We start from the raw sequence: 12,762 nt of genomic DNA, 5'->3' as shown, positions 1-12,762 counted from the left end.
CTGGTCGTTGGCGCGGCTACGCCTGGCTCATTTGAAGTCCCACTGCATCTGCGCGGGAATGCTCAGGTGCTGCGACGAGCGCACGCAGACATCGACGTACTCGGTGAAACGCGGCGGCGACGGAATGCCTTCGTCGAGCAGGCGCTGGTTATCGAACAGGTAGTTGAGGTCGGCGAAGCCGCTGTACAGGCGCAAGGCACGCAGCACCAGACGCGGGTTGGCCTTGCCGATGCGCGACTCGAAGTCACCGGCCAGTTCGCGCAGGTCCTCGGGCGATACCTTGCGGTAGCGCGCCCCGACCGGCGCCTCGCCCTGAGCCTCGGCGTAGGCCTGGTCGATCTCGCCGAAGGTGCAGGCGGCATCGTGCCCGGCGGAGATGTGGTACAGGCTGTGCGCCAGGCTCGGCTTCAGCGCCAGAGTCACCAGCGCTTCGGCGCAGTAGTCCACCGGAATCACATCGATCTGTTCGTCCAGGCCGCAGGTGAAGCTTTCCAGGGCGAAGCCCATGCGGAACACCCAGAAAATGCTGCCGGAAGCCTGACAGCCCAGCTCGCGATGACCGACCACGATCGACGGCCGCGCCACCACCAGTGGCAGGTCCGGCAACTGCTCGCGCATGCGTCGCTCGATCTCTGCCTTGGAAGCGGTGTAGTCGACCAGTTGCTGCTCGGCGTCAGGGAAGTCCCAGGACTCGCGCACCGGCGACTCACGCTGCGGCCCGCAGCTCATCGCGGTACCGACGTGGAGGAAACGCTTGAGCCGACCCGAGCGGCTCATCGCCTTGGCGAAGGCGAAGGTGCCCTCGACGTTCACCGGCCAGATATTCGGATTCTTCGAGAACGAGGCCACCGCGGCGCAGTTGATCACCTGCTCCACACGCATCAGGCGCGCCTGTTCACGCTGCAACCAGCGGGTGTCGAGGAAATCGCCACAGAGGATTTGCTGGGGGTTGAGGCACTCCAGCTCGTCTTCGCCCACGGCATGCAGGCGCAGATTGTCGCGCAAACGCTCGAGGCCCTCCTCGGGCGTTGCCGCGCGCACCAGGAAAAGCAGCGCAGCGGCGCGCCCGTCGGCGATCAGGCGGGCGGCAACGGAACCACCGAGAAAGCCCGTGGCGCCGGTCAATAGCAGACTGTGCGCGACGTCCTGATCGACGCGGATGGTTGCGCTAGCAAAGCGTTCAGCGAGGTTGTTCATATCACTCTTCGGCCTGTCCTGTAGGAAAGCGGAGCGCCGATTGCAAGAATCGACGCTGCCGAAGATAGGAACACCGGCTTAAGGGGTGATTAATGAAACAATCGCGCCAACGACCACTGATCAGCCGGTGACGGCCAAGCCGCGCAAAAAGCCCGCGACCGCCGCCGCCGCGCTGTCCAGGTGCTGATCGTGGGTCAGCCCGGAGGCCTTCAACGGCTTCAGATCGTGGTCGGCGGCAGCCAGCCAATGCAGATGGATCGCCGCGGACAGTGCGTAATCGGCGACCCGCGCACGGTCACCCAGGGCATCGCGCTCGCCCTGCACGATCAGCGTCGGCGTGAGCAACTCGGCCAGGTGCGCCACTCGCGGCTTGTCCGCTTTGCCGGCGGCATAGAAGGGATAGCCCAGGCACACCAGCGCATCGGCGTGCAGCTCGTCGGCCAGCAGGCTGGCCATGCGCCCGCCCATGGACTTGCCGCCGATGGCCAGCGGCCCCTCGACTTGGGCGCGCACCTGGGCATGGACCTGGCGCCAGCAGTCGAGCAATTGCTTCTGTGGATTGGGCGGACGCTTGCGTCCATCGCCGCGCCGCGCGGCCATGTAGGGGAACTCGAAGCGCCCCACGGCGATACCGCGCGCGGCCAGGCGCTGCGCCATCGCCTCCATGAACGGGCTGTCCATGGGCGCGCCGGCGCCATGGGCCAGCAACAGGGTCGCCGACACTGTTCCGACCGGCCGGTTCCAGCGCAGCGACAAAGCGCCACAGGCCGGTCCTTCACCGCTCTCTGACGGCGATTGACCGGCATCAATATTCCAAAACTGCCCTTTATCCATTCTCTGCTCCGCTAGTCGCGTAATCAGTACCTGTCCCTGGGGGAGGGGCGGCGTTTGCCGTGAAGAACCCGCCGGGATGGGCCTAGCCCGTAACCGTGGATGGAAGCCCATAAAAATGAGCACAACCAATCAGACCGCTTATAACTATAAGGTGGTCCGCCAGTTCGCCATTATGACGGTGATCTGGGGCATCGTCGGCATGTTGGTCGGCGTCATCATCGCCGCCCAACTGGTATGGCCGGAACTCAACCTCGGCCTGCCGTGGACCAGCTTCGGGCGCCTGCGCCCGCTGCACACCAATGCCGTGATCTTCGCCTTCGGTGGCTGCGCTCTGTTCGCCACCAGCTACTACTCGGTACAGCGTACCTGCCAGACGCGCCTGTTCTCGGACAAGCTCGCCGCCTTCACCTTCTGGGGTTGGCAACTGGTGATCCTGCTGGCGGCCATCACGCTGCCGCTGGGCTGGACCTCCTCCAAGGAGTACGCCGAGCTGGAATGGCCGATCGATATCCTCATCACCATCGTCTGGGTCGCCTACGGCGTGGTGTTCTTCGGCACCCTGATGAAGCGCAAGACCAAGCACATTTATGTGGGCAACTGGTTCTTCGGCGCCTTCATCGTCACGGTCGCCCTGCTGCACCTGGTCAACAACCTGGAAATCCCGGTGACCCTGACCAAGTCCTACTCCCTGTACTCCGGCGCCACCGACGCCATGGTCCAGTGGTGGTACGGGCACAACGCCGTGGGCTTCTTCCTCACCGCCGGCTTCCTGGGGATGATGTACTACTTCGTGCCCAAGCAAGCCGAACGTCCGGTCTACTCCTATCGCCTGTCCATCGTGCACTTCTGGGCACTGATCTCGGTTTACATCTGGGCCGGCCCGCACCACCTGCACTACACCGCCCTGCCGGACTGGGCGCAGTCCCTCGGCATGGTGATGTCGCTGGTTCTGCTGGCACCGAGCTGGGGCGGCATGATCAACGGCATGATGACCCTCTCGGGCGCCTGGCATAAGCTGCGCAGCGATCCGATCCTGCGCTTCCTGGTGGTGTCCCTGGCCTTCTACGGCATGTCCACCTTCGAAGGCCCGATGATGGCCATCAAGACCGTCAACTCGCTCTCCCACTACACCGACTGGACCATCGGCCACGTACACGCCGGCGCCCTCGGCTGGGTGGCGATGGTATCGATCGGCTCGCTGTACCACCTGATCCCGAAGGTCTTCGGGCGCAAGGAAATGCACAGTGTCGGCCTGATCAACACGCACTTCTGGCTCGCCACCATCGGCACCGTGCTGTACATCGCCTCCATGTGGGTCAACGGCATCACCCAGGGCCTGATGTGGCGTGCGGTCAACGCCGACGGCACCCTCACCTACTCCTTCGTCGAAGCGCTGGCCGCCGGCCATCCGGGCTTCATCGTGCGCATGGTCGGTGGCGCGGTGTTCCTGCTCGGCATGCTGATCATGGCCTACAACACCTACCGCACCGTCGCCGCCTCGAAGCCGGCTGAAGCCGATGCTGCCGCCCAGATTCCCGCAGTAGGAGCCCACTGATGAAACACGAAGTACTCGAGAAGAACGTCGGCCTGCTGGCCCTGTGCATGGCAGTGGCGGTGAGCATCGGCGGCCTGACCCAGATCGTCCCGCTGTTCTTCCAGGACGTCACCAACAAGCCGGTCGAAGGCATGAAGCCGCGCACCGCGCTGGAACTCGAAGGCCGCGACGTCTACATCGCCAACGGCTGCGTGGGTTGCCACTCGCAGATGATCCGCCCGTTCCGCGCCGAAACCGAGCGCTATGGCCACTACTCGGTCGCTGGCGAGAGCGTCTGGGACCACCCCTTCCTGTGGGGCTCCAAGCGTACCGGTCCGGACCTCGCCCGCGTCGGCGGCCGCTACTCCGACGACTGGCACCGCGCGCACCTGTACAACCCGCGCAACGTAGTGCCCGAGTCGAAGATGCCGGCCTACCCGTGGCTGGTGGAGAACAAGCTCGACGGCAAGGACACCGCCAAGAAGATGGAAGTCATGCGCACCATGGGCGTGCCCTACACCGATGAAGACATCGCCGGCGCACGCGATGCCGTCAAAGGCAAGACCGAAATGGACGCGCTCGTGGCTTACCTGCAAAGCCTCGGGACCATCATCAAAAGCAAACGGTGAGTGCGATGGATATCGGGACGATACGTGGCCTTGGCACCATCGTGGTGATGGTCGGCTTCATCGGCGTACTGCTCTGGGCCTACAGCGGCAAGCGTAAGCATCGCTTCGACGAGGACGCCCTGCTGCCGTTCGCGGACGACCCGGTAGCCATGAAGCACGTCGAGAAAGAACAAGCTTCTAGGAGCAACAAAGAATGACAACCTTCTGGAGTCTGTACGTCACCGTACTCACCCTGGGCACCATCTTCGCGCTGGCGTGGCTGCTCTTCGCCACCCGCCGCGGGCAACGCAGCGAAGCCACCGACGAGACCGTCGGTCACTCCTTCGATGGTATCGAGGAGTACGACAACCCGCTGCCGAAATGGTGGTTCATGCTGTTCGTCGCCACCTTCATCTTCGCTCTTGGCTACCTGGTCCTGTATCCGGGCCTGGGCAACTGGAAAGGCCTGCTGCCGGGCTACCAGGAAGTCACCGACGGCAAGCCCTTCGCCAACGGTCAGGCCGGCTGGACCGGTGTGCACCAGTGGGAAAAGGAAATGGCCAAGGCCGACGAGAAGTACGGGCCGATCTTCGCCAAATACGCCGCCATGCCCATCGAAGACGTGGCCAAGGACGAGCAGGCACTGAAGATGGGTGGCCGCCTGTTCGCATCGAACTGCTCGGTTTGCCACGGTTCCGACGCCAAGGGCGCCTACGGCTTCCCCAACCTGACCGACGAAGACTGGCGTTGGGGCGGCGAGCCGAAGACAATCGAAACCACCATCCAGGGCGGCCGCCACGCCGCGATGCCGGCCTGGGGCGAAGTGCTGGGCGACCAGGGCGTGCACGACGTGGCTGCCTTCGTCACCACCAAGCTCGATGGCCGCAAGCTGCCGGAGGGCGTGACCGATGAACAGGTTGCCAATGGTCAGAAGATCTTCTCGACCAACTGCGTCGCCTGCCACGGTCCGGAAGGCAAGGGCACCGCGGCGATGGGCGCGCCCAACCTGACCCACCCGGCCGCCTTCATCTACGGTTCGAGCTACGCGCAGCTGCAGCAGACCATCCGCTACGGCCGCCAGGGCCAGATGCCGGCGCAACTGGAACGCCTGGGCGCCGACCAGGTTCACCTGCTCGCCGCCTATGTGTACAGCCTGTCCCACGGCGCAGGTGAGAAGAGCGCTCAATAAGCTCCCTTCTCTGTCTGTGCAGCAATACCCAGCGGCGCCGGTCCTATCCGGCGCCGCTTTTTTTCCAGCTCAGAATTATCTTTCAGATAAAACTGACGCGACCAACAGTCGCACCGTTGCGCCGCCCCTCAAGCCGTATCATTGTGAGGCGTGCAGCATATTTTTGACTCTGTTCGGCATGTACTGACAGAGCGCCCTCCCACTGCCGTGGTACGCACCGATGAGCAAACAGATTCCCGTACAGGATGTCACCCCTGCCAAGAAAGCGGGGGAGAACATCGATCTCTATGCCTCCCGCGAGAAGGTCTACACCCGCGCCTTCACCGGCTTCTTCCGTAACCTGCGCCGCGTCGGCGGAGCCGTCCTCTTCCTCCTCTACTTCGGCACCGTCTGGCTGAGCTGGAATGGCCGCCAGGCCGTCTGGTGGGACCTGCCCGAGCGCAAGTTCTACATCTTCGGCGCGACCTTCTGGCCGCAGGACTTCATGTTGCTGTCCTGGCTGCTGATCGTCTGTGCCTTCGGCTTGTTCTTCATCACCGTGTTCGCCGGGCGCGTGTGGTGCGGCTACACCTGTCCGCAGAGCGTCTGGACGTGGATCTTCATGTGGTGCGAGAAGGTCACCGAAGGCGACCGCAACCAGCGCATGAAGCTGGACAAGGCGCCCATGAGCGGCCAGAAATTCGTCCGCAAGCTGGCCAAGCACAGCCTGTGGCTGCTGATCGGCCTGGTCACCGGCCTCACCTTCGTCGGCTACTTCGCGCCGATCCGTGACCTGCTCTCCGATCTGGTCACCGGCCAGGCTGATGGCTGGGCGTACTTCTGGGTCGGCTTCTTTACCCTGGCCACCTATGGCAATGCCGGCTGGCTGCGCGAGAACGTGTGCATCTACATGTGCCCGTACGCGCGCTTCCAGAGCGTGATGTTCGACAAGGACACCCTGATCGTCTCCTACGATCCGCGGCGCGGCGAATCCCGCGGCCCGCGCAAGAAGGGCGTGGATTACAAGGCACAGGGCCTGGGCGACTGCATCGACTGCACCATGTGCGTGCAGGTCTGCCCGACCGGTATCGACATCCGCGACGGCCTGCAGATCGAGTGCATCGGTTGCGCAGCCTGCGTCGACGCCTGCGATGCCATCATGGACAAGATGGGCTACCCGCGCGGCCTGGTGAGCTACACCACCGAGCACAACCTGTCCGGGCAGAAGACCCATCTGGTGCGTCCGCGCCTCATCGGCTACGCCATCGCCCTCTGCGTGATGATCGGCCTGCTCGCCACGGCAGTGATCATCCGTCCGCTGGTGGGCTTCGACGTCAGCAAGGACCGCGTGCTCTACCGTGAGAACCAGGAAGGACGGATCGAGAACGTCTACAGCCTGAAGATCATGAACAAGGACCAGCGCGACCATACCTACGTGCTCGGCGCCAAGGGCCTCGATGGCCTCAAGCTGGAAGGCCGCAAGGAAGTCCAGGTCGCCGCGGGGGATATCCTCGCCATGCCGATGGAGCTTTCCATCGACCCGGACAAGCTGCCGTCCAGCACCAACGAGATCACCTTCACCATCCAGTCGGTGGACGATCCCGCGATCAGCAAGGAAGCCGGCAGCCGCTTCATCGGCCCGCAGGTCCGCTGAACCCGCGCTGAACGATACGGCACCCCGTCTCCGCCACGGGGTGCCAGCGTCCTTCGGAGCACGTAGAATCCCCGCCCATCCAGGCCACGCCCCCAGTCATCGGGGGCGCCCAGGCTTCCGCTCCACGGTACAGATAGAGAGAACGAGACAATGCAGTCCGCGCCCGTACAACCCTGGTACAAGCACCTCTGGCCGTGGATCATCATCGCCATGCTGGCCACGTCGGTGACCCTCAGCCTGCTGATGGTGAGCATTGCCGTGGACCACCAGGACTCCCTGGTCAACGATAACTATTACGAGGCCGGCAAAGGCATCAACCGCTCGCTGGACCGCGAGCAACTGGGCCAGCGCCTGCAAATGCACGCCAAGGTGCGCTTCGACAAACTCACCGGCGAAGTCGAGGTCCGTCTGGGTGGCCAGAGCGTACCGCCGCAGCTGACCCTCAACCTGATCTCGCCGACCCTGCAGTCGCAGGACCGGCATGTCACCCTGCTGCCCGCCAACGAGCCGGGACGCTACACCGGCCGCCTCGATTCGGCCGTCGACGGCCGCCGTTTCGTCGAACTGCTCGGCGAGCAGGACGGCCACACCTGGCGCCTGTTCGAGGAGGAGAAGCTGGTCCCGGACGGCGAAATCGTCCTGGGTGACGAGCCTCTCCAGGGAGCCGAAGTCCAGCGCCCATGAGCGCCGCGCCCCTCCCCTGCTACCACTGCTCGCTGCCGGTACCGGCCGGCAGCCGCTTTACCGCCCGGGTTCTCGGCGAAACCCGCGAGTTCTGCTGCCCCGGCTGCCAGGCGGTGGCCGAGGCGATAGTCGCCGGCGGGCTGGAAAGCTATTACCGGCACCGCAGCGAGGCGGCGACCAACCCCGAGGCGCTGCCGGCACAACTGAGCGACGAACTGGCACTGCTCGACCGCGCGGATGTGCAGCAACCCTTCGTCCGCCATCAGGGCGAACTGGCGGAAACCACCCTGATCCTCGAAGGCATCAGTTGCGCCGCCTGCGGCTGGCTGATCGAGAAACACCTGCGCCAGTTGCCGGCGGTCGCCGAGGCCGGTCTCAACCTGTCCAACCATCGACTGCACGTGCGCTGGTCGGACAGCCAGTTGCCACTGAGCGCGCTGCTCGCCGAACTGCGCCGCATCGGCTATGCCGCCCACCCCTACCAGCCGGACCGCGCCGCCGAACAGCTCGCCGAAGAGAACCGCCGCTCCCTGCGCCAGCTCGGCGTGGCCGGACTGCTGTGGTTCCAGGCGATGATGGCGACCATGGCGACCTGGCCGGAATTCAACATCGACCTCAGCGCCGAGATGCATGAAATCCTGCGCTGGGTGGCGATGTTCCTCACCACCCCGATCGTCTTCTATTCCTGCCAGCCGTTCTTCCGTGGTGCCCTGCGCGACCTGCGCACGCGTCACCTGACCATGGACGTCTCGGTGTCCCTGGCCATCGGCGGCGCCTACCTCGCTGGCATCTGGACCGCGATCACCGGCAAGGGCGACCTGTACTTCGACGCCGTCGGCATGTTCGCCCTCTTCCTCCTCGCCGGACGCTACCTGGAGCGCCGCGCCCGCGAACGCACGGCGGCGGCCACCGCGCAACTGGTGAACCTGCTGCCGGCGTCCTGCCTGCGCCTCGACGCGCATGGCCAGAGCCAGCGCATCCTGCTCAGCGAACTGCGCCTGGGCGACCGCGTACTGGTGCCGCCCGGCGCGGTGGTGCCGGCCGACGGCCTGATCGCCGCCGGCCAGTCCAGCGTCGACGAATCCCTGCTCACCGGCGAGTACCTGCCACAGCCGCGCCAGGCTGGCGATGCGGTGACCGGCGGCACCCTGAACGTCGAAGGCCCGTTGACCGTCGAGGTGCAAGCCCTCGGCGACCAGAGCCGGCTCTCGGCCATCGTCCGCCTGCTGGAACGCGCCCAGGCCGACAAGCCGCGCCTGGCGCAGATCGCTGACCGCGCCGCGCAATGGTTCCTGCTGATCCTGCTCGCCCTGGCCGCCCTGGTCGGCCTGTTCTGGTGGCAGCACGACGCCTCGCGCGCCTTCTGGGTGGTCGTGGCGATGCTCGTGGCCACCTGCCCCTGCGCCCTGTCCCTGGCCACGCCCACCGCACTCACGGCGGCCACCGGCAGCCTGCACAAACTCGGCCTGCTGCTCACCCGCGGCCACGTGCTGGAAGGCCTCAAGCACATCGACACGGTGATTTTCGACAAGACCGGCACCCTCACCGAGGGCCGCTTGACGTTACGCGCCATCCAGCCGCTGGGCGACCTCGACAGCGAGCGCTGCCTGGCCCTGGCGGCGGCGCTGGAGAACCGCTCGGAACACCCCATCGCCCGCGCCTTCGGCCGCGCCCCGCTGGCCGCCGAGGCCGTCGAGAGCCACCCGGGCCTGGGCCTGGAAGGGCGCGTCGAGGGCCGCCAGTTGCGTATCGGCGAAGCCGAATTCGTCTGCGCCCTGAGCCAGCGCAGCGCGCCGGCCATGCCACAGGACCACGGCCAGTGGCTGCTGCTCGGTGACAATGAAGGACCGCTGGCCTGGCTGGTGCTCGACGATCGCCTGCGCGAGGACGCCCCGGCCCTGCTGCGCGCCTGCCGCGCACGCGGCTGGCGCACGCTGCTGCTGTCCGGCGACAGCTCGCCGATGGTCGCCAGCGTGGCCAGCGAACTGGGCATCGACGAAGTCCGCGGCGGCCTGCGTCCGGACGACAAGCTGGCGATCCTGCAGGACCTGCACCGCCAGGGGCGCCGCGTGCTGATGCTCGGCGACGGCGTCAATGACGTGCCGGTGCTGGCGGCGGCCGACATCAGCGTCGCCATGGGCAGCGCCACCGACCTGGCCAAGACCAGCGCCGACGCGGTGCTGCTGTCCAATCGCCTGGACAGTCTGGTGCAGGCCTTCAGCCTGGCCCGCCGTACCCGTCGGGTGATAATCGAAAACCTGATCTGGGCGGGCCTGTACAATGGCCTGATGTTGCCGTTCGCGGCGCTGGGCTGGGTGACGCCGGTGTGGGCGGCGATCGGCATGTCGGTCAGTTCGCTGACCGTGGTACTCAACGCCTTGCGCCTGACCCGCGTGCGCCAGCCGCAAGCCGCCGCCGCGGCAATCGGGCAGATGCAACCCCCACTGCCGGTCGCCGCGCCCTGAACCGACGCACCGCGCGTCCCGGAACTTCGATGGAGTCGCTATGCCCGCTCTCTACGTGATGATCCCCGTGGCCCTGATCATCGTCGCCATCGCCGTCTGGATCTTTTTCTGGGCAGTCAACAGTGGCCAGTACGACGACATGGAAAGCCCCGCGCACAGCATCCTGTTCGACGACGAAGACCCCAAGCACCAGGCCGGCATCGACGAAGCCGAGAACGCCCATGGCGAGCGCCGCGAAGCGGACGACAAGGACTCTCGCCATGCTTGAACTGGCGCCGCTGCTGGCGTCCGCATTGATTCTCGGCCTGCTCGGCGGTGGCCACTGCCTGGGCATGTGCGGCGGCCTGATGGGCGCGCTGACCCTGGCCATCCCCGCCGAACAGCGCGGCCGGCGCCTGCGCCTGCTGCTCGCCTACAACCTCGGGCGCATCCTCAGTTACGCCTGCGCCGGGCTGCTGCTCGGCCTGGCCGGCTGGGCCGTCGCCCGCACCCCGCTGGCCGGCGCCCTGCGCGTGATCGCCGGACTGCTGCTGATCACCATGGGCCTGTACCTGGCCGGCTGGTGGAGCGGCCTGACCCGTATCGAAGCCCTGGGTCGCGGCCTCTGGCGGCACATCCAACCGTTCGCCAGCCGCCTGCTGCCGGTGACCAGCCTGCCGCGCGCGCTGTTGCTCGGCACACTCTGGGGCTGGCTGCCCTGCGGGCTGGTCTACAGCACCCTGCTCTGGGCCACCAGCCAGGGCTCGGCAATCGACAGCGCCCTGCTGATGCTGGCCTTCGGCCTGGGCACCTGGCCGGTGCTGCTGGCCACCGGGCTGGCCGCCGAACGCATCACCGCCCTGCTGCGCCGCCGCAGCGTGCGCATGGCCGGCGGCCTGCTGGTGATACTCTTCGGCCTCTGGACCCTGCCCGGCCCCCATCAGGCCTGGCTGATGGGCCACGCGGTGCATGCCGCCGGCTGAACGACGCGCGCCTTGCCGGGAGCGAAGCGCGGCCAAGCATCCTCCCCGCCGTCGTTGTCAATCTCAAGAATCCGAAGAAAGTCTGAAAGTGCATGCGGATACCTCTTGATGCAAGTCAAGAGCGCTCCGCGCGAGTCTCCCTAGACTGCGCCAAAGCTCGCCTGACTCGGGGATTTCGGCATGCTCGACAATATTCGCTGGGACGCTGATCTGATCCGTCGCTACGATCTATCCGGCCCGCGTTACACCTCCTACCCTACAGCCGTGCAATTCCACGAAGGCGTCGGCCCCTTCGACATGCTGCATGCGCTGCGGGATAGCCAGAAAGCTGGGCGCCCCCTGTCGCTCTACGTGCACATCCCGTTCTGCGCCAACATCTGCTACTACTGCGCCTGCAACAAAGTGATCACCAAGGATCGCGGACGCAGCGCGCCCTATCTGGCACGGCTGATCCACGAGATCGAAATCGTCAGCCGCCACCTGGGCCGTGGGCAGGTCGTCGAACAACTGCACTTCGGTGGCGGCACGCCGACCTTCCTCAGCCCCGGCCAGCTCCGCGAACTGATGGGCCAGTTGCGCACGCACCTGCATCTGCTGGACGACGACTCCGGCGACTACGGCATCGAAATCGACCCCCGCGAGGCGGACTGGTCGACCATGGGATTGCTCCGCGAACTGGGCTTCAACCGCGTCAGCCTCGGCGTGCAGGACTTCGATCTGGAGGTGCAACAGGCCGTCAACCGCCTGCAGAGCCTCGACGAAACCCGCGCCATCATGGATGCCGCGCGCACCCTGCAATACCGCTCGATCAACATCGACCTGATCTACGGCCTGCCGAAGCAGACGCCCTCGCGCTTCGCCGACACTGTCGAGCAGGTCATCGGCCTGCAACCGGACCGCCTGTCGGTATTCAACTACGCGCACCTGCCGGAGCGCTTCATGCCGCAGCGGCGCATCAATACCGCGGACCTGCCCAGCCCCGGGCAGAAGCTGGAAATGCTGCAGCGCACCATCGAGCAGTTGAGCGAAGCCGGCTATCGCTACATCGGCATGGACCACTTCGCCCTGCCCGACGATGAACTGGCCAGCGCCCAGGAAGACGGCACGCTGCAGCGCAACTTCCAGGGCTACACCACCCACGGCCACTGCGACCTGGTCGGCCTGGGCGTCTCGGCGATCAGCCAGATCGGCGACTTCTACGGGCAGAACAGCACCGATATCAGCCACTACATGAGCAGCCTCGACAACGGCCAACTGGCCACCCGCCGCGGCCTCCATTGCAGCAAGGACGACCGTGTGCGGCGCGCAGTGATCCAGCAGTTGATCTGCCACTTCCAACTGGATTTCGAAGCCATCGAGGAGTCGCTCAACATCGACTTCCGCGGCTACTTCGCGGACATCTGGGCGGAGCTGGAGCGCTTCGCCGCCGACGGCCTGATCAAGCTGGACCAGCGCGGCATCGACGTCACCCCTGCCGGGCGCCTGCTGGTGCGCACCCTGTGCATGCTGTTCGACCACTATCTGCCGACGCAGAGCCTGCAACGCTTCTCCCGGGTCATCTGAGGGAGAAGCCATGGCGGAACTCCGGTAGCGGAAATTTCCCTTACCTAAAGACTAGTAACGGAAAAGCCAGAATTACTCGCCCTGCGGCTGGCC

12 protein-coding genes are annotated in these 12,762 nt (G+C 65.8%); 10 read left to right on the top strand and 2 right to left on the bottom strand.

Translation table 11 applies throughout. The features are described 5' to 3' along the window. Window positions 1–27: 27 nt before the first annotated feature. Window positions 28–1,197, bottom strand: coding sequence for a cationic peptide resistance protein CprA (gene cprA / locus BLQ74_RS09405; RefSeq protein WP_090262291.1), 1,170 nt, complete (start codon window positions 1,195–1,197; stop codon window positions 28–30). Window positions 1,198–1,317: 120 nt separating this feature from the next. Next, entirely contained in the window at window positions 1,318–2,031 is a 714-nt protein-coding gene (locus tag BLQ74_RS09400; RefSeq protein ID WP_342028908.1) for an alpha/beta family hydrolase, read from the bottom strand. Between the two features lie 115 nt (window positions 2,032–2,146). Between BLQ74_RS09400 and ccoN the strand changes: the two genes are divergently transcribed. The 10 genes from ccoN to hemN all read left to right on the top strand — a co-directional run bounded on the left by ccoN (window position 2,147) and on the right by hemN (window position 12,669). Continuing rightward, complete coding sequence (gene ccoN, locus BLQ74_RS09395; RefSeq protein WP_090262289.1) at window positions 2,147–3,586, top strand: cytochrome-c oxidase, cbb3-type subunit I; 1,440 nt, start codon at window positions 2,147–2,149, stop codon at window positions 3,584–3,586. Beyond that, the gene (gene ccoO, locus BLQ74_RS09390; RefSeq protein ID WP_090262288.1) at window positions 3,586–4,194 is read left to right on the top strand and encodes a cytochrome-c oxidase, cbb3-type subunit II; all 609 of its coding nucleotides are present in this window, start codon (window positions 3,586–3,588) and stop codon (window positions 4,192–4,194) included. Before ccoN ends, ccoO begins: the two co-directional genes overlap by 1 nt. A 5-nt stretch (window positions 4,195–4,199) precedes the next feature. Next, the gene (locus BLQ74_RS09385; protein ID WP_090262287.1) at window positions 4,200–4,391 is read left to right on the top strand and encodes a cbb3-type cytochrome oxidase subunit 3; all 192 of its coding nucleotides are present in this window, start codon (window positions 4,200–4,202) and stop codon (window positions 4,389–4,391) included. Beyond that, window positions 4,388–5,362, top strand: a complete 975-nt coding sequence (gene ccoP / locus BLQ74_RS09380; RefSeq protein ID WP_090262286.1) for a cytochrome-c oxidase, cbb3-type subunit III — start codon at window positions 4,388–4,390, stop codon at window positions 5,360–5,362. The genes BLQ74_RS09385 and ccoP overlap by 4 nt, the downstream gene beginning before the upstream one ends. Window positions 5,363–5,582: 220 nt before the next feature. Further along, window positions 5,583–6,995 (top strand): cytochrome c oxidase accessory protein CcoG, encoded by a 1,413-nt coding sequence (gene ccoG, locus BLQ74_RS09375; RefSeq protein ID WP_090262285.1) that lies wholly within the window; start codon window positions 5,583–5,585, stop codon window positions 6,993–6,995. Window positions 6,996–7,145: 150 nt separating this feature from the next. Then, window positions 7,146–7,679: a FixH family protein gene (locus BLQ74_RS09370; RefSeq protein WP_090262284.1), complete on the top strand. Its 534-nt coding sequence runs from the start codon at window positions 7,146–7,148 to the stop codon at window positions 7,677–7,679. After that, the gene (locus BLQ74_RS09365) at window positions 7,676–10,144 is read left to right on the top strand and encodes a heavy metal translocating P-type ATPase (protein ID WP_090262283.1); all 2,469 of its coding nucleotides are present in this window, start codon (window positions 7,676–7,678) and stop codon (window positions 10,142–10,144) included. The genes BLQ74_RS09370 and BLQ74_RS09365 overlap by 4 nt, the downstream gene beginning before the upstream one ends. Before the next feature lie 40 nt (window positions 10,145–10,184). After that, a complete protein-coding gene (gene ccoS / locus BLQ74_RS09360) occupies window positions 10,185–10,412 on the top strand; it encodes a cbb3-type cytochrome oxidase assembly protein CcoS (RefSeq protein WP_090262282.1) in 228 nt (75 codons plus the stop codon). After that, a complete protein-coding gene (locus BLQ74_RS09355; protein WP_090262281.1) occupies window positions 10,405–11,106 on the top strand; it encodes a sulfite exporter TauE/SafE family protein in 702 nt (233 codons plus the stop codon). The genes ccoS and BLQ74_RS09355 overlap by 8 nt, the downstream gene beginning before the upstream one ends. A 180-nt stretch (window positions 11,107–11,286) precedes the next feature. Further along, the gene (hemN, locus tag BLQ74_RS09350) at window positions 11,287–12,669 is read left to right on the top strand and encodes an oxygen-independent coproporphyrinogen III oxidase (protein WP_090262280.1); all 1,383 of its coding nucleotides are present in this window, start codon (window positions 11,287–11,289) and stop codon (window positions 12,667–12,669) included. Window positions 12,670–12,762: the final 93 nt, after the last annotated feature.

The sequence above is a fragment of the Pseudomonas panipatensis genome, assembly GCF_900099785.1.
GTDB classification, from domain to species: domain Bacteria; phylum Pseudomonadota; class Gammaproteobacteria; order Pseudomonadales; family Pseudomonadaceae; genus Pseudomonas; species Pseudomonas panipatensis.
This window is presented reverse-complemented; position numbering and strand designations above follow the sequence as displayed.

Bases quoted from the DNA above. Each gene is read 5' to 3' on its own strand.
- cprA (WP_090262291.1), bottom strand. From the start codon at position 1,197: ATGAACAACCTCGCTGAACGCTTTGCTAGCGCAACCATCCGCGTCGAT.
- BLQ74_RS09400 (WP_342028908.1), bottom strand. From the start codon at position 2,031: ATGGATAAAGGGCAGTTTTGGAATATTGATGCCGGTCAATCGCCGTCA.
- ccoN (WP_090262289.1), top strand. From the start codon at position 2,147: ATGAGCACAACCAATCAGACCGCTTATAACTATAAGGTGGTCCGCCAG.
- ccoO (WP_090262288.1), top strand. From the start codon at position 3,586: ATGAAACACGAAGTACTCGAGAAGAACGTCGGCCTGCTGGCCCTGTGC.
- BLQ74_RS09385 (WP_090262287.1), top strand. From the start codon at position 4,200: ATGGATATCGGGACGATACGTGGCCTTGGCACCATCGTGGTGATGGTC.
- ccoP (WP_090262286.1), top strand. From the start codon at position 4,388: ATGACAACCTTCTGGAGTCTGTACGTCACCGTACTCACCCTGGGCACC.
- ccoG (WP_090262285.1), top strand. From the start codon at position 5,583: ATGAGCAAACAGATTCCCGTACAGGATGTCACCCCTGCCAAGAAAGCG.
- BLQ74_RS09370 (WP_090262284.1), top strand. From the start codon at position 7,146: ATGCAGTCCGCGCCCGTACAACCCTGGTACAAGCACCTCTGGCCGTGG.
- BLQ74_RS09365 (WP_090262283.1), top strand. From the start codon at position 7,676: ATGAGCGCCGCGCCCCTCCCCTGCTACCACTGCTCGCTGCCGGTACCG.
- ccoS (WP_090262282.1), top strand. From the start codon at position 10,185: ATGCCCGCTCTCTACGTGATGATCCCCGTGGCCCTGATCATCGTCGCC.
- BLQ74_RS09355 (WP_090262281.1), top strand. From the start codon at position 10,405: ATGCTTGAACTGGCGCCGCTGCTGGCGTCCGCATTGATTCTCGGCCTG.
- hemN (WP_090262280.1), top strand. From the start codon at position 11,287: ATGCTCGACAATATTCGCTGGGACGCTGATCTGATCCGTCGCTACGAT.